General features: G+C 58.7%; 15 protein-coding genes. 13 read left to right on the plus strand and 2 right to left on the minus strand.

Annotated elements, in window-relative coordinates; translation table 11 throughout:
* Nucleotides 1–133 precede the first annotated feature (133 nt).
* The 9 genes from DTW90_RS02770 (at nucleotide 134) to DTW90_RS02805 (ending at nucleotide 12660) form a co-directional block, all read left to right on the plus strand.
* On the plus strand, nucleotides 134–1720 hold the full coding sequence (locus DTW90_RS02770; RefSeq protein WP_149336284.1) for a trimethylamine methyltransferase family protein: 1587 nt from the start codon (nucleotides 134–136) through the stop codon (nucleotides 1718–1720).
* A 137-nt stretch (nucleotides 1721–1857) separates the two neighbouring features.
* Nucleotides 1858–2163, plus strand: a complete 306-nt coding sequence (locus DTW90_RS02775; RefSeq protein ID WP_132518972.1) for a hypothetical protein — start codon at nucleotides 1858–1860, stop codon at nucleotides 2161–2163.
* Nucleotides 2164–2337: 174 nt separating this feature from the next.
* Nucleotides 2338–3846, plus strand: a complete 1509-nt coding sequence (locus DTW90_RS02780; protein WP_132518969.1) for an ATPase domain-containing protein — start codon at nucleotides 2338–2340, stop codon at nucleotides 3844–3846.
* Nucleotides 3830–5887, plus strand: coding sequence for a hybrid sensor histidine kinase/response regulator (locus tag DTW90_RS02785; RefSeq protein WP_132518966.1), 2058 nt, complete (start codon nucleotides 3830–3832; stop codon nucleotides 5885–5887). Before DTW90_RS02780 ends, DTW90_RS02785 begins: the two co-directional genes overlap by 17 nt.
* Nucleotides 5888–5959: 72 nt before the next feature.
* Nucleotides 5960–6082: a hypothetical protein gene (locus DTW90_RS38015; RefSeq protein ID WP_281407551.1), complete on the plus strand. Its 123-nt coding sequence runs from the start codon at nucleotides 5960–5962 to the stop codon at nucleotides 6080–6082.
* Nucleotides 6063–6389 carry a nuclear transport factor 2 family protein gene (locus DTW90_RS02790; protein ID WP_210251405.1) on the plus strand — a complete coding sequence of 109 codons (327 nt, stop codon included), beginning with the start codon at nucleotides 6063–6065 and terminating at the stop codon, nucleotides 6387–6389. The genes DTW90_RS38015 and DTW90_RS02790 overlap by 20 nt, the downstream gene beginning before the upstream one ends.
* 350 nt (nucleotides 6390–6739) lie before the next feature.
* Complete coding sequence (locus tag DTW90_RS02795; protein ID WP_149336286.1) at nucleotides 6740–8431, plus strand: DEAD/DEAH box helicase; 1692 nt, start codon at nucleotides 6740–6742, stop codon at nucleotides 8429–8431.
* Between the two features lie 373 nt (nucleotides 8432–8804).
* Nucleotides 8805–10586, plus strand: a complete 1782-nt coding sequence (locus DTW90_RS02800) for a radical SAM protein (protein WP_149336288.1) — start codon at nucleotides 8805–8807, stop codon at nucleotides 10584–10586.
* A 364-nt stretch (nucleotides 10587–10950) separates the two neighbouring features.
* A complete protein-coding gene (locus DTW90_RS02805; RefSeq protein WP_149336290.1) occupies nucleotides 10951–12660 on the plus strand; it encodes an arylsulfatase in 1710 nt (569 codons plus the stop codon).
* Nucleotides 12661–12780: 120 nt separating this feature from the next.
* On the opposite strand, the gene DTW90_RS02810 is transcribed toward DTW90_RS02805, so the two are convergent.
* Nucleotides 12781–14040: a GNAT family N-acetyltransferase gene (locus tag DTW90_RS02810; RefSeq protein ID WP_149336292.1), complete on the minus strand. Its 1260-nt coding sequence runs from the start codon at nucleotides 14038–14040 to the stop codon at nucleotides 12781–12783.
* Between the two features lie 408 nt (nucleotides 14041–14448).
* Here DTW90_RS02810 and DTW90_RS02815 point away from each other — a divergent pair, with 408 nt between their 5' ends.
* The 4 genes from DTW90_RS02815 to DTW90_RS02830 all read left to right on the plus strand — a co-directional run bounded on the left by DTW90_RS02815 (nucleotide 14449) and on the right by DTW90_RS02830 (nucleotide 19056).
* A complete protein-coding gene (locus tag DTW90_RS02815; RefSeq protein WP_132518951.1) occupies nucleotides 14449–15858 on the plus strand; it encodes a circularly permuted type 2 ATP-grasp protein in 1410 nt (469 codons plus the stop codon).
* A 6-nt stretch (nucleotides 15859–15864) separates the two neighbouring features.
* Nucleotides 15865–16809, plus strand: a complete 945-nt coding sequence (locus DTW90_RS02820; RefSeq protein ID WP_149336294.1) for an alpha-E domain-containing protein — start codon at nucleotides 15865–15867, stop codon at nucleotides 16807–16809.
* A gap of 106 nt (nucleotides 16810–16915) precedes the next feature.
* Nucleotides 16916–17740 carry a transglutaminase family protein gene (locus DTW90_RS02825; protein ID WP_149336296.1) on the plus strand — a complete coding sequence of 275 codons (825 nt, stop codon included), beginning with the start codon at nucleotides 16916–16918 and terminating at the stop codon, nucleotides 17738–17740.
* Between the two features lie 260 nt (nucleotides 17741–18000).
* Nucleotides 18001–19056: an HD domain-containing phosphohydrolase gene (locus DTW90_RS02830; RefSeq protein ID WP_149336298.1), complete on the plus strand. Its 1056-nt coding sequence runs from the start codon at nucleotides 18001–18003 to the stop codon at nucleotides 19054–19056.
* A gap of 101 nt (nucleotides 19057–19157) precedes the next feature.
* Here the strand turns inward: DTW90_RS02830 and araD are convergent, their stop codons facing one another.
* Nucleotides 19158–20897 (minus strand): L-arabinonate dehydratase, encoded by a 1740-nt coding sequence (gene araD / locus DTW90_RS02835; protein ID WP_132518942.1) that lies wholly within the window; start codon nucleotides 20895–20897, stop codon nucleotides 19158–19160.
* Nucleotides 20898–20913 lie beyond the last annotated feature (16 nt).

Raw genomic sequence — 20913 nt, forward strand, 5'->3', positions numbered from 1 at the left:
TCCGACAACAGGCAACGTCGCGTCCAGACAACAGACTATCCCAGAACGGTCACGCCTTCGTCGCAAACGGCAAGAGCATCGATCGCCGAACTCTGCCAAAAATCACGTTCGAACCCCAAGCGGACCGGGAACAATGAGCGACATTACAAAGACAGGCTTGCACGAGACTGAAACCGCCACCATCCCGGCAGAGCGGCGGCGGCGCGCCGGTGGGCGCGGCGCCGAACGCAGCCGCAAGTCCAGCGGCTCAAAATACCTCAATCTCGTCAACAATCTGGCCCGCACGGAAATCCTCTCGGCGGATGCGCTGGAAGATATCCACAACGCGTCGCTGACCGTTCTCGAAGAAATTGGCATGGACGTCATCCTGCCGGAGGCACGCGAGCGGATGAAGGCAGCCGGCGCCGACGTGACGCCGGGCACCGAGCGCGTGCGCTTCGATCGCGCCATGATCACAGAGCTGATATCGACGGTCCCGTCAACCTTCACGCTGCATGCGCGCAATCCGCAGCGCAATGTCCAGATCGGCGGCAAGAACCTCGTCTTCGCCCAGGTCGCATCCGCACCCTTCGTCTCGGACCGCGAAGGCGGACGCCGGGCCGGCAACCAGGAAGATTTCCGCAAGCTGATCAAGCTTGCCCAATCCTATGATGTCGTCCACCTGACGGGCGGCTATCCCGTCGAGCCGATCGACATCCACGCCTCGGTGCGCCACCTCGACTGCCTCTCGGATATCGTCAAGCTGACGGACAAGGCCTTCCATTGTTATTCGCTTGGAAAACAGCGCAATCTCGACGCTATCGAGATCGCCCGCATCGGCCGTGGCATCACGATGGAGCAGATGGAGGCCGAACCCTCCCTCTTTACCGTCATCAATTCCTCCTCACCGCTGCGCCTTGATGGACCGATGCTGCAGGGCATTATCGAAATGTCCTCGCGCAATCAGGTGGTCATCATGACGCCGTTCACGCTCGCCGGCGCCATGGCGCCTGTAACCATCGCCGGCGCGCTGGTGCAGCAGAATGCCGAAGCGCTCTGCGGCATCGCCTTTACCCAGATGGTGCGCAAGGGCGCGCCGGTCATGTATGGCGGCTTCACCTCCAACGTCGACATGAAGACGGGCGCGCCCGCCTTCGGCACGCCGGAATACATGAAGGCCGTCGTCGCCGGCGGCCAGCTCGCCCGCCGCTACGGCTTCCCCTACCGCACATCGAACACCAATGCCTCGAACACGATCGACGCGCAGTCGGCCTATGAATCGACTCTGTCGCTCTGGGCGCTGACGCAGGGCGGCGGCAATTTCGTGCTGCATTCGGCAGGCTGGACCGAAGGCGGCTTGACTGCGTCCTTCGAGAAATTCATCCTTGATGTCGATCTTCTGCAGATGGTCGCGGAATTCCTGAAGCCGCTCGACGTCAGCCCGGAGGCGTTGGCACTTGACGCCGTGCGTGATGTTGGCCCCGGCGGCCATTATTTCGGCACGCAGCACACGCTCGACCGCTACGAGACAGCCTTCTATTCGCCCATCCTCTCGGACTGGCGCAACTTCGAGACCTGGACCGAAGCGGGACGGCCGACGACTTACGACCATGCCAACCGGGTCTTCAAGGAAACGCTGGCCGCCTACGAGCGTCCGCCCATCGATCCCGCCATTGAGGAAGAGCTTGACGCCTTCGTCGCCAAACGTAAGGCGGAGGGCGGTGTGCCGACCGATTTCTAGAGTAAAATCAGCAGCTTTCGCCGGAAACATGAACAAAATTTAATCGCCTGCCCCCCGATCCTCGCCACGACATTGCCGCGTTTCGCACGGAATTTGTTAGCGGCTTAACATAAGCCTATTTGAGGAAAGGGAATTTCATGTCCGTGCTTCGTTCTGTAACGGCGGCAGGTCTGATAGCGCTGACACTTGGCGGTGTCGCGCTTACCTCTGCCGAAACCGCCAATGCCCGTCCTTACGGGGCAGCCGTCGTCGGCGGCCTTGCAGGCGGCATCATCGGTGGCGCGCTCGCCGCGCAAGCCGTTGCGCCCGCCTATCCGGCCTACCCCGCATATTATGCTTATCCGCCCGCCTATGCCTACCCGGTCTATTACCGCGGCCACTGCTGGTGGACCTGGGAACGCGATCGTTGGGGCCACCGCCACCACATCCGCGTTTGCCGCTGATCGGCTCTGAGCTTATTCGAGAGCGCCGCCGTTTTCGGCGGCGCTTTTTTTGTGCCCAGCCTCTTGGCTCGCATCATGCCGCTGGCAATGGAGCGATATTTCGATTTTGGCCGGAAGGTGGTGTTTGCTTTCAGGAACCCCGACCTATCTCCTAGAATTACCTAGGAGAAAAAAGTGGTTGAAGCGTTGAATATTAAGGCACGAACAGGCGTTGGGGGTCTCGACGATGTACTATCTGGCGGCTTGACACGTCGTCACGTATTCCTTCTCGAAGGTTCACCGGGAACTGGCAAAACCACGATCGCCTTGCAATTCCTCCTTGAAGGTGCCGCGCTGGGCGAGCGCTGCCTTTATATCAGTCTTTCGGAAAGCGAAGATGAGTTGCGTGATAGCGCGCACTCACACGGAATGGAATTTGGCGACACGATCGAGATTTTCGAACTCGTTCCTCCCGAAAGCCTGCTTGATGCCGATCAGCAGCAAAGTCTGCTCTATTCGTCGGACCTTGAGCTGGGCGAGACGACAAAACTTATCTTCGAAGCGTTCGAGCGGCTGAAACCACATAGGGTTGTGATCGACAGTCTCTCGGAGATCAGGTTGCTTGCTCAAAGCTCGCTGCGATATCGGCGCCAGATTCTGGCGCTCAAGCACTTCTTTTCGCGGTCGGATGCAACCGTCCTGCTTCTCGATGACATGACCTCCGACACCCTCGATAAGACGGTCCACAGTGTCGTTCACGGCGTTATTCATCTTGAGCAGCTGGCTCCGGACTATGGTTCGGAGCGGCGGCGACTGCGCGTCATCAAATACCGCGGTCAGCCCTTTCGCGGCGGCTATCACGATTTCATCATCAAGACGGGCGGAGTAGCCGTATTCCCGCGTCTGCGTGCCATAGAACATCGAAGTGGCTTTGAACGAACGACGCTGCAAAGCGGCATCAAGGAGTTCGATGACCTTCTCGGTGGCGGGATCGAACGCGGTTCAAGCACGCTTTTGATTGGTCCGGCGGGGACGGGCAAAAGCCTCTTTGCACTGCAGTTTGTCGATGCCACGATCAAACGAGGCGAGAAGGCCGCCGTTTTTATCTTCGATGAGGAATTGGGACTACTATTTTCGCGGACCAAATCCATGGGTCTCGACTTGCAAAGGATGCACGACGATGGCCTGATCCACATTGAGCAATTGGACGCAGCGGAGCTCTCCCCCGGAGAATTCGCTCAGCGTGTCAGGGATCGGGTCGCGAGCTTTGACGCAAAGACAGTCGTGATCGACAGTATCAACGGCTACCAGGCGTCCATGCCGGAGGAAAATGCTCTAATCCTTCACATGCATGAACTGCTGCAATATCTTAATCGGCAGGGGGTGAACACATTCCTGACAGTGGCCCAGCACGGCCTTGTCGGAGATATGAAATCGCCGGTCGACGTGACTTATCTCGCAGACACAGTGATACTGCTCCGCTATTTCGAAGCTCTGGGCAAAGTCCGCAGGGCCGTGTCCGTAATCAAGAAGCGTACCGGCAGGCACGAGGAAACCATACGCGAATTCCGGATAACCGATGTTGGGCTCAGCTTGGGCGACCCCCTTTCGGGCTTTCAAGGCGTGCTGCGCGGAGTACCGACATTCATAGGAGAAACGCAGGCAATGCTTTCCCCGTCAGACGAGGATGGCGATCATTTCTAACAGAGACGCGATTGGCTTGATCCTAGCTCCCTTGGGGCGCGACGCGCAGATTGCATCGTCGTTGCTTCAGGAGGCAGGCATGGGATCGAAAATAGTGCCCGATCTCGCCGGATTTGTCGCCGCACTGAACGACGACATCGCATTTGCCATAATCACGGAAGAGGCGGTGCGTTCGGCGGATTTGCGCGCAATCTCGATATGGATCGAAGCACAGCCAAGCTGGTCCGACCTGCCGTTCATTACTTTGACAAATCGCGGCGGAGGCCCCGAGCGAAACCCCGCCGCCGCCCGGCTTTCAGAAGTGCTGGGCAATGTCAGCTTTATCGAAAGGCCGTTTCATGCGACCACGTTTGTCAGCGTTGCCCGTTCGGCGTTGCGTGGGCGGCGTCGGCAGTACGAGGCACGGCTCCGTATCGAAGCTTTGGATGAGGGAGAACGGCGCCTTCAGACAGCGATCGAAGCCGGGCGGCTCGGCGCATGGGAACTCGATCTTGCAACCAACGTTCTGACCACTTCGAACGTTTGCAAACAGGTCTTCGGTCGGGGACCTGACGATCATCTCACCTACCACGACCTTCTGGATAGCATTCATCCAGATGATCTGGAGCGAATGCAAGAAGCGGTAAGGGCCACTCTTGAAACCGGCACTGACTATTCCATCGCATACAGAACAATTTGGAGCGATGGATCCGTGCATTGGGCCGAAATCCATGCTCAGCTCTATAGGGATCGCTTGGGCAAAGCGATCAAGCTGGTAGGTGTTTCTGCAGACATTACTGCGCGTGTCGAAGCAGAAGAGCAGCAGCGACAGCTAAACGAGATACTGGAGGAAAGAGTCGCTGAGCGCACCCGCGAATTGAAGCAAGCTCACGCCGTCGTAATGGCGGAAATCTCCCAGCGCGAACGTGCGGAAGAGCAGCTTCGCCAAGCACAGAAAATGGAAGCGATTGGTCAGCTCACGGGGGGAGTGGCTCATGACTTCAATAACCTCTTGATGGCCGTTCTGAGCAATCTCGAGCTACTTCGGAAATATGTGGGAGACGACAACAAGGCGACGCGATTGATTGAAGGTGCGTTGCAAGGAGCGAGGCGCGGCGCCTCCCTGACGCAAAGGCTGCTCGCATTTGCCCGTCGGCAGGATTTGCATGTCGCGCCGGTCGATCTTTGTGCGCTGGTGCGCGGAATGGAAGATTTTCTGAAACGGTCGGTCGGCTCCACCATACTCATCGAAATGGCGGTTCCGGACCATCTCCCTCCGGTTTCGGCAGACGCCAATCAGGTCGAGCTGGCGCTTCTCAATCTGGCCGTCAATGCCCGTGACGCGATGCCTGATGGGGGGGCCATCAGGATTGAGCTGAAAGAGGCGGAGCAGCATTCGACAACGGAGGAACTCGCCGCGGGCCACTATGTCGTCCTTTCCGTTGCCGACCAGGGGCATGGGATGAGCAAGGAGACGCTTCAAAAGGCGATCGAGCCATTCTTCTCAACCAAGGAGCTTGGCAAGGGGACCGGGCTCGGGCTCTCGATGATCCATGGACTTGCCCTGCAGCTGAATGGTGACCTGAAGTTGGAGAGCACGGTCGGCAAAGGAACGACGGCAGAACTCTGGATCCCCGTTTCGACAACAGCCGTCACCGAAGCGGAACAGCGAGAGACGGCGCCGAGCAGCAGGCGGGAAACATCAGGACCAAAGCGGATACTGTTGGTCGACGATGATCTGTTGATCGCGATGAGCTCCGCGGACATGCTGGTCGATCTCGGACATGAGGTGGTCGAGGCACATTCCGGACAGGAAGCGCTCGAGTACCTCGGCAGCGAAATGGACTTCGACCTGATGATCACGGACTATTCGATGCCCGGCATGACCGGTGGCGAGCTTGCCAAGGCGGCACGCGAAATTGCGCCCCATCTGCCTGTCCTCATCGCATCGGGCTATGCCGAACTGCCACCCGGCGTGGACCTCGACGTCTCAAGGCTTGCCAAGCCCTATACGCAGGAACAGCTGGCCGTCGAGATCGGCAAGGTCGTCGCGGCCGCTTAGCGATAGCCGGTGTTCGCTTCCCGAGCCGAGATGTCTTAGTCCGCCCGGAAATCGCAAGCAGGAGTCCAGACCATGCCCGAACAGGCCGACAGCGAAGAAGCCAAAATCGAGGCCCTTCTCGAGGGCTGGGCGGATGCCGTTCGCCGACACGATATCTCTGCCATTCTGGCGCAGCATGAGCAGGACGCAGCATGAGCAGGACATGGTGATGTTCGACGTGCCACCGCCGCTTCAAAGCAGAGGCATGGAAGCCTACGCGCAGACTTGGGAGCTGTTTTTCCGCTACCACAAGCCCAATACACCTTTTGACTTTCGGGAACTCGCCATTACCGCGGGCTCGGACGTTGCCTTCGCGGTCGCCGTCATGTGGTGCGGACCGGACTCGTCCAGCAATCCCGTCGACAAGGACGGTTGTCTGTTTCGGCTGACTGTAGGCCTGCGCAAGGTCGGCGGCCACTGGCGCATCGCACATGAGCATCACTCAGTGCCCGCTACCGATTGAGGCAGTGGGTGGTGACTGCCATCCTCAATCCGGCAGTTTCTCTGTCGCAGCAATACCCATATCCGGCCTTTTCGCAGTTGCACACTTGACTTTGCCGGCGAATAAGACCAAATGCAGACCAGCTTTCACCTTCCGGCCGCCGCGTGAGCGAGCCCTGCGAGACAAGAAAATCGCAAGAGAAGGACAAAAGCGCTTTTGAAATGAGACTGCCGCCCTTTGGCAGTCGGACGCGCTGGAAGCTTTTTCCAACTTACAAGTTCCCACTTCACGCGGGGTTCTTGACGCCAGAATGAAACCGGACCGCGTGGTGCGACCCGGCTGTTCGTCTTGGCGCCCCGAAAGGTATTGAATTGACCAATTTCGAATCGCTTGGCGTTTCCAAGCCGGTTGTGGCGACCCTCTTCCAGCTCGGCATCGAAACCCCGACGCCGATCCAGGAACAGGCCATCCCTCTCCTCCTCGAAGGCCGCGATCTGATCGGCCTCGCTCAGACGGGCACCGGCAAGACCGCTGCGTTCGGCCTGCCGCTGATCGAGAAGCTGATGAAGGACGAGCGCCGTCCTGACAACCGCACGACCCGGACGCTGATCCTGGCGCCGACCCGCGAGCTGGTGAACCAGATCGCCACCAACCTGAAGAACTTCATCCGCAAGTCGCCGCTGCGCATCAACGTCGTCGTCGGCGGCGTGTCGATCAACAAGCAGCAGCTGCAGCTTGAAAAGGGCACCGACATCCTCGTCGCGACGCCCGGCCGTCTGCTCGACCTCATCAACCGTCGCGCCATCTCGCTCGGCAACGTTCGTTATCTCGTCCTCGACGAGGCCGACCAGATGCTCGACCTCGGCTTCGTCCATGACCTGCGCAAGATCGCCAAGCTGGTTCCGGCCCGCCGCCAGACGATGCTGTTTTCGGCGACCATGCCGAAGTCGATCGCAGACCTGGCCGCCGACTTCCTGACCGATCCGGTCAAGGTGGAAGTTACGCCTCCCGGCAAGGCTGCCGACAAGATCGAGCAGTATGTCCACTTCACCGGCGGCAAGAACGACAAGACCGACCTTCTCAAGAAGTCGCTGACCGCAAATCCTGACGGCCGCGCCATCGTCTTCCTGCGCACCAAGCATGGTGCCGAGAAGCTGATGAAGCATCTCGAAACGGTCGGCTACTCGGTTGCCTCGATCCACGGCAACAAGAGCCAGGGCCAGCGTGAGCGTGCCCTGAAGGCTTTCCGTGACGGCGAGATCAAGACGCTGATCGCCACCGACGTCGCTGCCCGCGGCATCGACATCCCGGCTGTCAGCCATGTCTACAACTACGACCTGCCGGAAGTTCCCGACGCCTACGTCCATCGCATCGGCCGCACCGCCCGCGCCGGCCGCGAAGGCATCGCCATCGCCTTCTGCGCGCCCGACGAAGCACGCCTGCTGCGTGACATCGAACGGCTGATGAACATCGAGATCACCGTTGCCAGTGGCGAGCCGCCGGCAAACATGAGCGCCGGCCCGCGCCGCGCCAACAACCGTAACCGCGGCGGCGAAGGCCGTAGCGAAAACCGTGGCGGCGAACAGCGGCCCAGTCAGCGCCAGGAGCGTCGTCCGCGCCGCGAAGGCGAGCGTGCCGAAGGCCGTCCACATGGCGAAGGTCGTGGTCATGGCGAAGCCCGGGCTCATGGCGAAGAGCGGCGCGAGCGCCCTGCCCGCGATGCCCGTCCGCAGCGCGAACCCCGTCGCAACGAGGACTTCCGCGGCCAGCGCCGTGGCGAGGCCGCTCCGCAGGGTCCAGACAACGATCTCGCTTCGACGTCGGATTTCCGCCCGGCCGCCAAGCCGCATCGTAACGGTCCCGCCAACGCAAACGGTGGCGCCAACCATGACGGCGCCCATCGCGGCCAGCGTCATTCGCATGGCCGTCCGTCGGGACGCCACAATGAGGAGCGCGGCCAGGGCCAGAACCATGGCGGCGGCGAGCGTCAGGACGGCAACGGCGGCATGAAGCGCCGCGGCCCCCGCAACGGTGGTGGCGGCCAGCGCCGCGAACGCGCCTGATCTTGAAAAGAGGGGCCGGACGAAAATCCGGCCCTTTGCTTTTTGAATAGCTGTTGATTACGACGGCTGGTGCGCGACGGTCGCGAGAGCCCCGAGGTCGACACCTTGTAAGTGTTAACGCTTGCCGATAATCTCTAAACTGCAAGCCGAGGATTTCTCATGTAGAGCTGAAAGGCTCTCGCCCGTCCGATTTCGGCCCGGATTTGGCTCTACCCGCTGACCGCGGTTTATTTGAACGATCACTCCAACATATGCCGGCCGTCATTCTTCCATCTGACACACGCCGGTCGTATTGAACCCAAGAAGACGGACGCTTACTTGTGGCCGACACGTCGGCGCTTCCAAAGCCCTCGCCTCAAGCGAAAGATATACCTTGTCAAATGCTCCAGAGACTGCTCATAGACGTTTCCAGCTGGTTCTGATCAAGCCGTCACACTATGACGACGATGGGTATGTCATCCGTTGGTGGAGGGCGATGATCCCCTCGAATTCCCTGGCAGCGATCTACGGGATAGCGAAGGACTGCGCGGAACGGCAGGTTCTTGGCCCCGATGTCGCGATCGACATCACCGTTGTCGACGAGACCAATACTCGTGTGAATACCAAGGCGATCCTCGAGCAGTTCCGCAAGCACGACAATTTCGGTATGATCTTCCTGATCGGCGTGCAGTCGAACCAGTATCCGCGCGCGCTCGATATTGCGCGTCCGTTCCGCAAGGCCAACCTTCCCGTATCCATGGGCGGTTTCCACATCTCGGGCTGCCTGTCGATGCTCGACGGAACGGCGATCGAACTCGACGCCTGCCGCGACATGGGCATCTCCATGTTCGCCGGCGAAGCGGAAGGCCGGTTGGACATGGTGCTGCGCGACACCGTCGCCGGCGAGCTGAAGCCGCTCTACAATTTCATGAACGACCTTCCGGGCATCGGCGGCACGCCGGTTCCCTTCCTGCCGAAAGATAACATCCAGCACACGCTCGGCCTCAGCACCAGTTTCGATGCCGGCCGCGGCTGCCCCTACCAGTGCTCCTTCTGCACCATCATCAACGTCCAGGGCCGCAAGTCGCGCTTCCGCTCGGCGGACGATGTCGAGCGGCTCGTTCGGATGAACTGGGCGCAGGGCATCCACAAATTCTTCATCACCGACGACAATTTTGCCCGCAACAAGGATTGGGAGGCGATCTTCGACCGCCTGATCGAGCTGAAGGAAAGGGACGGCATCCCGCTGGGCCTGATGATCCAGGTCGACACGCTCTGCCACAAGATCCCGAACTTCATCGAGAAATCCAAGCGCGCCGGCGTCACCCGCGTCTTCATCGGCCTGGAAAACGTCAATCCGGACAATCTGACGGCCGCCAAGAAAAACCAGAACAAGATCACCGAATATCGCAAGATGCTGCTCGCCTGGAAGGCCCAGGGCATCATGACGCTCGCCGGCTATATCCTCGGCTTCCCCGCCGACACGCCGGAATCGATCCGCCGCGACATCAAGATCATTCAGGAAGAACTGCCGCTCGACGTCATCGAGTTCTTCGTGCTGACGCCTCTGCCCGGCTCCGAGGACCATCAGGTGCTCTGGAAGAAGGGCATCGAGATGGACCCCGATCTCAACATCTACGACGTCGAGCACGTCTGCACCGCTCATCCGAAGATGACCAAGCAGGAGTGGGAAGGCATCTATCAGGAAGCCTGGTCGCTCTATTACTCGAAAGAGCACATGAAGACGTTGCTGCGCCGCGCTGTCGCGACCGGGATTTCACTGAGCAGTCTCGTCAAGGTGTTGGTCTCCTTCGCAACGACCGTGCCGCTTGAAAACGTCCACCCGCTGCAGAGCGGCCTGCTACGCCTCAAGCACCCCTCGGAGCGCCGCCCCGGCCTCAAGCCGGTCAGCCCCCTGCTCTTCTGGCCGGGCTTCGTATTCGAAACCGTCGTCAAGCATGTGAAGCTCGCCGGCGTGATCGGCAAGCTGGCCATATCGGCCTATTTCATCGCCAAGGACCCGGCCTCTAAGACCTATATGGACAAGGCCCTGACGCCCGTTGCCGATGACGACGATGAAAAGCTCTCGCTCTTCACCAAGACGGCAGGCGGCACGGCAGCCGTATCTCACGTCAAGAAGATCGCCGCATTGACCCACGGCAGTTCGGCGGCCTGATCACCGGCCGCTCGGGAGGCTTTGCCGGCCGACAGGCCGCTCCAGGCTAAACGGTATCGGGGCGAATGCGGCCGTTGGCCGCTTCGCGCCCGAACCGCCCCTGTACCACTGGCCGTGCAATCCGTTTACGACGGTTGTTACCGTAACGTACTTGTGTACTCCCACGAGAAAGCGCAGCTTTTCAGTGCGGCCACAACTGGCCTTGCGCTGCCGATCCCTTGTTCCCCTTTCGCCGTATTGGCGGGTCGGAATTCGCTTCGAATAATCAGGCGTAGCTTTGCGAGTTAGCTGTCAATCGATGCAGACGCATGTCTTCTGAGATCAATTTTTCGCGCGATGATCCATCGCAGGGAGGAAGCTGACAATGTTGGGGAAAGCCGATCAATCAAATTCGTTAGGGTACGCGTCTACGGGTTTACAAAAGAAACTCCTGGGGTCGTGCGTTGCTGCGCTGACCTTCCTCGCGCCCCTGGCGCTCCCGGCGAGTGCGCAGCAAGCCCTGCCAAAACCAAACATCCTTCTGATTGTTTCGGATGACACCGGCTATGGCGACCTCGGCCCCTATGGCGGCGGCGAAGGACGGGGAATGCCAACACCGAATATCGACAAGATGGCCGACCAGGGAATGACCTTCTTCGATTTCTACGCCCAGCCGAGCTGTACGCCCGGTCGCGCCGCCATGATAACCGGACGCATTCCGAATCGGAGCGGCATGACGACAGTGGCATTCCAGGGTCAAGGTGGCGGCCTTCCCGCTGCAGAATGGACGCTTGCCTCTGTTCTTAAACTGGGCGGCTACAACACCTATTTCACAGGGAAATGGCATCTCGGCGAAGCGGATTACGCGCTGCCCAATGCCCAGGGCTTCGACGAAATGAAGTATTGCGGCCTCTACCACCTCAATGCCTATACCTACGCCGACCCGACCTGGTTTCCTGATATGGACCCGAAACTGCGAGCCATGTTCCAGCGGGTAACCAAGGGCGCGCTGTCGGGCAAGGCCGGCGAAAAAGCCGTGGAAGACTTCAAGATCAACGGTCAATATGTCGATACCCCCACGATCAACGGCGGTGAGGGAGTCGTCGGCATTCCGTTCTTCGACAGCTACGTTGAGAAGGCAGCCCTCGGATTTCTCGATGAAGCCGCCAAATCCGACAAGCCGTTCTTCATCGACGTGAACTTCATGAAGGTGCATCAGCCGAACATGCCAGCACCGGAGTTCGAGCATAAGTCGATGTCGAAGTCGAAATATGCCGACAGCATCGTTGAACTGGATACCCGGATTGGACGGATCATGGACAAGCTCCATGAAACCGGCCTGGATAGGAACACGCTGGTGTTCTACACGACCGACAACGGCGCCTGGCAGGATGTCTATCCCGACGCCGGCTATACGCCGTTCCGCGGCACGAAGGGAACGGTGCGTGAGGGCGGCAATCGCGTTCCCGCCATCGCGGTCTGGCCCGGCAAGATCAAGCCCAACTCCAAAAATCACGACATCGTCGGTGGTCTGGATCTGATGGCGACATTTGCTTCGGTTGCGGGCATTGCCCTCCCCGACAAGGATCGTGAGGGCCAGCCGATCATCTTCGATAGCTTCGACATGTCGCCAATCCTTCTGGGAACCGGCAAGTCGGAGCGGACGTCATGGTTCTATTTCACCGAGAATGAACTATCTCCCGGCGCCGCCCGCGTCGGTAATTACAAGGCCGTGTTCAACTTACGTGGTGATGATGGGCAGTCGACCGGTGGCTTGGCGGTCGACAGCAATCTGGGATGGAAAGGCGCGGAAAAGTATGTCGCCACGGTCCCGCAGGTTTTCGACCTCTGGCAGGACCCGCAGGAACGCTACGACATCTTCATGAACAATTACACCGAACGCACATGGATCATGGTGACGATCAGTGATTCCATCAAGCAACTGATGCAGACCTACGTAAAATATCCTCCGCGTAAACTTCAAAGCGAGACTTACACCGGTCCAATTGAAATTTCGAAATATCAGCAATTCCAATGGTTGCGAGATGAACTCGGCAAAGAGGGCTTCAATATCCCGATGCCCACTGGCAACTGACACAAGGACGAGCGATGCTGGTCTCCATCGCGAGGCCAACATCGCTCGAAAACGTGCATCCGTTGCTTAACGGCCGAGCCTGCCCATCGTGAAGACTTGGATTCCAACCGAGCCTATCGATCAGGCTGCATTCGACAGCTCAACCGGCCGCTTCCTGCGCTCGGCCAGATGTGCCATTGTCTCGCGCTTCAGGCGCCACAATCCTGTGGCCGTGTTTCCGATCAAAGTTTGCGGAATGTGATAGCTCGCCAGGTCGTTTTTGACATTTCTCGACCAGAACAACTTGTACGCCTCATTGCCCGCGCCAAAATCGACGTTCAGGCCCTTCTCGAATACGATCTTCATCCAAAATTCATCGAGCACGAATCCTGGCGAATATTTCGCGTATTTCGGATCGGAATGGAACGCGGCAATGATCAGATCCATATGCGATAGGCAGTAAGATGCCAGCTTCATCGCAATCGGCACTTTATCGATGACGATCGCATAGATGCGCATCATCTGAATATTGTTGGGATCCGTGATCCACTTGTACATAAAGTTTCGATAGTCTTGGGACGTTATCCAGGGACCGTGTTTACCGACCCTCTCAGACCATATTTTCTTCTGGGCAAACATCCACTCCATGAGCTCGACGGCGTAGGTCGGATCAGCAACCGGATCGACTTCGATAAACTCAAAGGCACCCATTTCGGAAAGCCGTTTCCGCTTCCGATTGAGTTGCTGGCGGGAGTTTGCGCCAATTATCTTGGCATATTCGTCCCAGCTCTTCAGGTCCTGCAGATCCGCAAAGGGTGCGATATCGAGCTCGCTGGCGAAGTTTCGCTTGGAATTGATCAATTGATCAAGATGTGATCCGACCTTCACGAAGGGCATGCGGACGATATCGACTTTGGACAATCGTTCGATTGCCTGCCATGCCAGCCTGAGATTCTCTTGGTACTTTGATTCTGGATCAACCAGAACGTCCGTGGTTTGCGCAGCATCCGGCCCGAGAGGGCGAACCATCGAGCACGGACCATTGCGATATCTCACCAAGGGAGAGACAAGAACGAGCTTGCCTTTTTCGCGAACGACGACGCAAAAGAGCGAACGACCGGCCGGCTCGGAAATTTCAACCCAGCTGTGATACGCGACTGAATAGCTTTGATAAAATGAGCCTTGGGCTTTCAGCCAAAGCGCGTTCCACTCGCCTTCCAGCTCTGCCATCTGGCTTAGATCGGTAATGACGAGACAGTTTCGATCGGCAGAACCGTTTATATCCAACGCTTTCATCTCTAAATCCATCAATGAACGCAATCGTTTTACGTTTTTCTTCAATTGAACTGTAGGTTTTACCGGCTGATCGGCGAGTAGTAATAAACTGTTTAGAAAATACACCAGAACCTTAAAATATGTAAGCCAAGCTTAATTCCATAGTTAATAATAGTTACAATTATACTATAACTTTAAACGTATTTCCGGAAAATCGGATCAAACAATGGCCTCGCAACTGATTGCGAATGGTCATTCGGCAAGAGTGTTTTCACGCCTCAAAGCAAGTTTAGATTGAAGCAATAAATTGCCTCGCTATTTGGTTTAATTGCAGCAAAATTGGCCATATGCGCAAAGTTTGAGCGGCTTCCTTACGCGCGGCAGCTCGTTGACGTTTGCGCTCAGCAGCCCTGCTCAGAAAATCGCCGCTTTTCGCTCCTCTCCGACGCTCGCAAAATCCTATGTCGAACTGTGCATGCTTCTTGCATTGCAACAGGCGTTGTATTCAAATGCTTAAAAACGGGGAACACACCTTTGGCATTCGATGAAATGATCACGGCGGGTGAAAATCCGCGGGACCCTTACCGGAAATACTTCGAGTGGTATGCCAAGCAGGATCGAGCGCATCTGATTTCCAAGTCCCGTGATGCGGAAAACATCTTCCGCAAGACGGGCATCACCTTCGCGGTCTACGGACACGCCGACAGCTCCGAAAAACTCATTCCGTTCGACCTTATCCCCCGCATCATTTCCGGCCGCGAATGGCGCAAGCTCGCGCAAGGGATCGAGCAGCGCGTGATAGCGCTCAACGCTTTTCTCGACGATATCTATCACAAGCAGGAAATCATTCGCGCCGGCCGCGTGCCGCGCGAGCTGATCGAGAACAATGTCACCTTCCTGCCCGAGATGATCGGCTTCCGCCCGCCGGGCGGCGTCTATACCCATATCGTCGGCACCGACATCGTGCGAACAGGCGAGGACCAGTTCTACGTGCTGGAGGACAACGCCCGCACGCCGTCCGGTGTCAGCTATATGCTGGAAAACCGGGAAACCATGATGCAGATGTTCCCGGAACTGTTCCATGAGAACAAGGTGCAGCGCGTCGAGGACTATCCCTATCTGCTGCGCCAGAGCCTCGCATCGCTGGCGCCTCCAGGCTGTACCGGAAAGCCGCGTGTCGCAGTGCTCACCCCCGGCATCTACAATTCCGCCTATTACGAGCATTCCTTCCTCGCCGATATGATGGGCGTGGAGCTGGTCGAGGGCTCGGACCTGCGCGTCATCGACGGCAAGGTGAAAATGCGCACGACGCGCGGATATGAGGCGATCGACGTTCTCTATCGCCGCGTCGATGACGATTTCCTCGATCCCCTCACCTTCCGCCCCGATTCCGCGCTCGGCATCCCGGGCATCATGGACGTCTATCGCGCCGGCAATATCACCATCGCCAATGCGCCCGGCACCGGCATTTCCGACGACAAGGCAATCTATTCCTACATGCCCGAGATCGTCGAATTCTATACCGGCCGCAAGCCGCTCCTCGAAAACGTGCCGACCTGGCGCTGCTCGGAACCGCAGAGCCTGACATACGTGCTCGAAAACCTGGCCGACCTCGTCGTCAAGGAAGTTCACGGTTCCGGCGGCTACGGCATGCTGGTCGGCCCGACGGCCTCCAAGAAGGAGCGCGCCGATTTCGCCGAAAAACTGAAGGAGAAGCCGAACAACTACATCGCCCAGCCGACGCTGTCGCTTTCGACCGTGCCGATCATGGTCAACAAGGGCATTGCTCCGCGGCATGTCGATCTTCGTCCCTATGTGCTCGTTTCCGACAAGGTGCAGATCATTCCCGGCGGGCTGACGCGCGTCGCGCTGAAGGAGGGCTCCCTGGTTGTCAATTCCAGCCAGGGCGGCGGCACCAAGGATACCTGGGTACTGGAGGACTGACGCGCGATGCTGGGAAGAACTGCAAACGGCCTCTACTGGATGTTCCGTTACATCGAGCGTGCCGAAAACATTGCCCGCCTCGTCGATGCCGGCCTGCGCATGGCGCTGACGCGAAGCGACGCCGCCGAGGATGACTGGGATGGCGTGCTGCAAAGCGCCGGCGTGCGCGAGGCCTTCGATGAAGGCCATGGCAAGCTGACGGGCACTGACGCCATCGATTACCTGCTGCGTGACCGCTCCAACCCATCGAGCGTCATGTCCTGCATCGACTATGGCCGCAACAATGCGCGCATGGTGCGCACGGCCCTGACGCGCGAGACCTGGGAAGCGACCAACGAATGCTGGATCGACCTGAAGGCGCTGCTTGAAAAACGGCTGAAGACTGCTGAGATGCCGGAGATAATCGACGCGATCAAGCGCCGCGCCGGTCTCATCCGCGGCGCCTTCCATGGTTCGATGCTGCGTAACGAGCTCTATAACTTCGCCCGCATCGGTACGTTCATCGAGCGCGCCGACAACACGGCCCGCATCCTCGACGTGAAATACTACGTGCTGCTGCCTTCGGTCTCGGCCGTCGGATCGTCGCTGGACAATGTCCAATGGGAATCGATCCTGCGATCCGTCTCCGCCCATCGCTCCTACAGTTGGGCCTATGATGCCGAATACAAGCCCGCAAATATCGCCGATTTCCTGATCCTCAACGGCCAGATGCCGCGCTCGCTTGCCTATTGCTACGAGAAGATCGTCAGCAACCTCGGCTATCTCGCCAGCAACTACGAGGGTGAACGGCTCGCGGCCCATGACACGGCCGACGCAATTCGCGAGACGCTGCGTAAGGGCGCTATCCGCGATATCATGGATCGCGGCCTGCATGAGTTCCTGGAGGATTTCGTCTCGCGCAACAATCAGCTCAGCGTCGAAATCTCCGAAGGCTACCGGTTCTACAGCTAGAGCAATCCGCCCTTCGGGCGGAACGCTCCAGCCATTTGATGTCACGCAATTCCGGACGCAAAACCGCTTCTCACTTTTGCTGGAATTGCTTTAAGCGGGTCAGAATATGAGACTGAAGATTAGTCACGTCACCGAATACCGCTACGAAGAGCCGACGCAATTCTCGTTGCAGCGGCTGCGGCTGACGCCGCTGACCGGCCCCGGGCAAAGGGTCTTGAACTGGTCGCTTAAGGTCGAAGGCGCCCGCACGGAGGTCAACTACCAGGATCAGTTTGGCAATCAGGTCGATCTCGTTTCCTTCGACGGCGAACAGGTCGCAACTCGCATTGTTTCCTCAGGCGAGGTCGAGACGGAAGATCTGAATGGCGTAACCGGGCCACATACAGGCTTCTGTCCGCTGTGGCTCTTCCTGCGGGATACTCCACGCACGAAGGCGGGCAAGCTGGTCAAGGAACTTGCCCGGTCCATTTCCGGCGACAGCGAACTGGCCAAGATGCACACGCTCATGGGCGAGATCCATCGACAAGTCGAATACAGATCGGGTTCCAGCGATACTGAAACGACCGCTGAGGAGGCACTGGAGGCCAAGAGCGGTGTCTGTCAGGACCATGCCCATATTTTCATCGCCGCCGCCCGTCATATCGGCCTGCCGGCCCGATACATCTCCGGTTATCTCCTGATGGAAAATGCCGTTGCGCAGGCTGCAACCCACGCCTGGGCCGAAGTTCATATTCCGGGCCTCGGTTGGGTGGGCTTCGATCCCGCCAATAATGTCTGTCCCGATGCAGGCTATGTCCGTATTGCCACCGGGCTCTGCTATCGCGATGCCGCACCTGTATCGGGAATGCGGATCGGGACGCCGGGAGAAACCCTGTCGGTCGCCGTCAAGGTTGAGAACCAAAGTCAGACGCAAAGCCAAAGCCAGAGCTGACGCAAATGCACGCGAAGACACGCAATACTTGCGTAAATCTCAAATTTCGCCATCAAATCTAATGTTATCTTAATTTTACTGCTGCACCCTCCCTAGAATGCGGTTTCTGCCTCAAGCGAAGCCGCCATTGCCGAAAACAGCATGACGCAGCTTTCGCTTGATATGCTTGCATCCGACAAAAGATGATCTCGACCGGGGCGTTTGATCTTCTGCTTTCTCGAGAGCCGAACGATTATTTTATGAATTTTGGCAGGGTGCCTATGTCTCTTCTTATTGTCGATGATAGCAAATCAAGTCTCGCTGCGCTCAAGGCTGCGGTCAGAGAGTTTTCAGACCGTCCGATCGAGACATTCACCAATCCGCTTGAGGCGCTGACGCGTAGCCGGGAAATCAACTTCGATATCGTGCTGGTCGATTACATGATGCCCGAGATGGACGGCATCGCTTTCATTCGCAAGCTACGCCAACAGGACTGCTACGAAGGCGTGCCGATCGTGATGATCACCTCCCAGACGGAGCGCGAAATCAAGCTGGAGGCGCTTGAGGCAGGGGCAACCGATTTTCTCAACAAGCCGTTTGATCGCTTGGAACTGAAAGCACGGATCACCAACCTGATTGCGCTGCGTCAGGCACAGCTCGAGCTTGCGGATCGGGCGAAATCGCTGGATCAGGCTTTCCGGCATGCGACCGAACAGGCCGACATGCGCGAACAGGAGATCGTTTGGTGCCTCGCGCGGGCAATGGCGCTTAGGGACGGCAACACCGGCGATCACGTCGAGCGCGTTGCCAACATCGCCCTGTTGATCGCCGAAGGCGTGGGGCTCGATCGCATCCAGCGTCGCAACATCTACCTTTCCGCACCGCTCCACGACATCGGCAAGATCGGCATTTCCGACGCACTGCTGCAGAAACCCGGAAAACTCAATCCTGATGAAATTCAGCAGATGCGTCGGCATGTGCCTATCGGAATCGATATCCTGCGCGGCAGCTCGGCGGAGGTGGCGAGGGTTGCCACCGCCATCATCGCTGGCCATCACGAAAGATGGGATGGCAACGGCTATCCCCTCCGCCTCGCACGCGACGAAATCCCGATCGAGGCGCGCATCGTTGCCGTTGCCGACGTGTTCGACGCCCTCTGTTCCGACCGGCCGTACAAACGGGCCTGGTCGCTGGAGGAAGCCTATAACGAAATCATCGCCTGCAGCGGCTCGCATTTCGATCCGGCCTGCGTGGCAGCCTTCCGCCGCAAGTGGCCGGCGATCAAGGCGCTGTTCAGCAACGAAGAATCAAGTCAGCAGGTCGCTTCCATCGCCTAAGGGCGAACGCCGCAAGCCCCGGAACGCGCCAATCGACGCAAAAGAAAAAGGCGGAACGAGAGTTCCGCCTTTTCACTGATTCATGTTCTTAGACGGGCCGGTTAGTGGCTGTCCTTGCCAACGGCGTTTCCGCGGCATCCCTTGAGGAAGTCGAGGTCGGCGCCGGTATCGGCCCCTTCGACATGCTGCTGGTGCAGCCAGGCGTAACCCGACTTCGGCAGGTCATGGTTCGGCTGCCATTCGGCAAGGCGCTTTGCCAATTCTTCGTCGGAAATGTCGAGATGCAGGCGACGGTTCGGCACGTCGAGCTCGATCATGTCGCCGTTCCGGACAACCGCGAGCGGTCCGCCGACAGCGGCTTCCGGTGAGGTGTGGAGCACGACGGTGCCATAAGCGGTGCCGGACATGCGGGCGTCGGAGATGCGCACCATGTCGGTGATGCCCTTCTTGAGCACCTTCGGCGGCAGACCCATGTTGCCGACTTCGGCCATACCAGGATAGCCCTTCGGACCACAGTTCTTCATGACCATGACACAGGTCTCGTCGATATCGAGATTGTCGTCGTTGATCTTGGCCTTGTAGTCGTCGATGTCCTCGAACACGACCGCCCTGCCCTTATGCACCATCAGATGCGGCGAAGCAGCGGACGGCTTCAGGACGGCGCCCTTCGGAGCGAGATTGCCGCGAACCACGACGATGCCACCCGATTGCGTCAGCGCCTTCTCAGCCGGCAGAATGACGTCTTCGTTCCAGTTGACGACGTCCTTGACTTCGTCCCAGACCGTCTCGCCCGAAACCGTTAGCGCATCCTTGTGCAGCAGGCCGGCTTCGCCGAGGCGCTTCAGCACGACGGGCAGACCGCCGGCATAGAAGAACTCTTCCATCAGGTATTTACCCGACGGCATCAGGTTGACGATCGTCGGAACGTCGCGGCCACAGCGGTCCCAATCGTCCAGCGTCAGATCGATGCCGACGCGGCCTGCCATGGCGAGCAGGTGGATGACGGCATTGGTCGATCCGCCGATCGCCGCATTGGTGCGGATCGCATTCTCGAAAGCCTGCTTCGTCATGATGTCAGATGGCTTCAGATCGTCCTTGACCATCTGCACGATACGGCGACCAGTCAGCTGCGCCATGACCTTGCGGCGGGAATCGACGCCGGGGATCGCGGCATTGCCGGACAGCGCCATGCCGAGCGCTTCAGCCATCGACGCCATCGTCGAGGCGGTGCCCATGGTGTTGCAGGTGCCCGACGAACGGCTCATCGAGGCTTCGGCCTCGAGGAATTCGGCCTGCGTCATCTCGCCAGCCTTCACCATTTCGGAGAACTTCCACAGATGCGTGCCGGAGCCGACGCGCTCGCCGCGGAAATAGCCGTTCAACATCGGGCCGCCTGTCACGACGATCGAAGGCAGATCGCAGGATGCGGCACCCATGATCAGCGACGGCGTGGTCTTGTCGCAGCCGACCATCAGCACGCAGCCATCCATCGGCTGGCCGCGGATCGCTTCTTCGACAGCGAGAGCAGCAAGGTTGCGGTACATCATGGCAGTCGGACGGAAGGTGTTTTCCGACGCCGAGAACACAGGCACCTCGAGCGGGAAGCCGCCGGCCTCCCATACGCCCGCCTTCACCTTCTCGGCGAGTTCGCGCAGATGGCCGTTGCACGGGGTCATGTCCGACCAGGTGTTCAGGATGCCGATCACGGGGCGTCCGTCGAACAGATCGTGCGGATGCCCCTGGTTCTTCAGCCAGCCGCGGTGATAGATCACGTCGCGGCTCGTGCCGCCATACCATTCCTGCGACCGCAGCTTGCGCGGCCATTCTGCTTTCTTGAACATTTGGCTCTTTCCTTGG

Origin of the sequence: Neorhizobium sp. P12A (assembly GCF_008365395.1) — a bacterium.
Lineage (GTDB): Bacteria > Pseudomonadota > Alphaproteobacteria > Rhizobiales > Rhizobiaceae > Rhizobium.

Bases quoted from the DNA above. Each gene is read 5' to 3' on its own strand.
- DTW90_RS02770 (WP_149336284.1), top strand. From the start codon at position 134: ATGAGCGACATTACAAAGACAGGCTTGCACGAGACTGAAACCGCCACC.
- DTW90_RS02775 (WP_132518972.1), top strand. From the start codon at position 1,858: ATGTCCGTGCTTCGTTCTGTAACGGCGGCAGGTCTGATAGCGCTGACA.
- DTW90_RS02785 (WP_132518966.1), top strand. From the start codon at position 3,830: ATGGCGATCATTTCTAACAGAGACGCGATTGGCTTGATCCTAGCTCCC.
- DTW90_RS38015 (WP_281407551.1), top strand. From the start codon at position 5,960: ATGCCCGAACAGGCCGACAGCGAAGAAGCCAAAATCGAGGCCCTTCTC.
- DTW90_RS02790 (WP_210251405.1), top strand. From the start codon at position 6,063: ATGAGCAGGACGCAGCATGAGCAGGACATGGTGATGTTCGACGTGCCA.
- DTW90_RS02805 (WP_149336290.1), top strand. From the start codon at position 10,951: ATGTTGGGGAAAGCCGATCAATCAAATTCGTTAGGGTACGCGTCTACG.
- DTW90_RS02820 (WP_149336294.1), top strand. From the start codon at position 15,865: ATGCTGGGAAGAACTGCAAACGGCCTCTACTGGATGTTCCGTTACATC.
- DTW90_RS02825 (WP_149336296.1), top strand. From the start codon at position 16,916: ATGAGACTGAAGATTAGTCACGTCACCGAATACCGCTACGAAGAGCCG.
- DTW90_RS02830 (WP_149336298.1), top strand. From the start codon at position 18,001: ATGTCTCTTCTTATTGTCGATGATAGCAAATCAAGTCTCGCTGCGCTC.
- araD (WP_132518942.1), bottom strand. From the start codon at position 20,897: ATGTTCAAGAAAGCAGAATGGCCGCGCAAGCTGCGGTCGCAGGAATGG.